The organism is Neokomagataea anthophila (genome assembly GCF_018122595.1).
Taxonomy (GTDB): domain Bacteria; phylum Pseudomonadota; class Alphaproteobacteria; order Acetobacterales; family Acetobacteraceae; genus Gluconobacter; species Gluconobacter anthophilus.
In genome coordinates this window covers 1-219 of record NZ_JAGRQH010000227.1, presented here as the reverse complement: position 1 = coordinate 219, position 219 = coordinate 1, and the positions used below count along the sequence as shown (strand labels likewise).

The 219-nt window shown below is 53.9% G+C and carries 1 protein-coding gene; it reads left to right on the top strand.

Translation table 11 applies throughout. The annotated features are described in order from the left end of the window. Nucleotides 1-55: 55 nt before the first annotated feature. Nucleotides 56-219, top strand: a 164-nt coding sequence (locus KB213_RS12545) for a nucleoside hydrolase (RefSeq protein WP_211683594.1), incomplete at its 3' end; no start/stop codon positions are given.

Sequence of the window (219 nt, the reverse complement as noted above, 5' to 3'; positions counted from 1 at the left end):
TGGTTCAAAGACGACAACACCGAATCGTAAAAAACAAAATGAGAGAGCGCACTCCATGGCTCCATTACCTCGCCGCATCATTATTCATACGGACCCCGGTCAGGACGATGCCGTCACCATTCTACTGGCGCTTGCGTCACCACAACTGACGGTAGACGCCATCACCACCGTTGCTGTTAATGTCGCCGTGGAGCAAACTGCGCGTAATGCCTGCGCCCT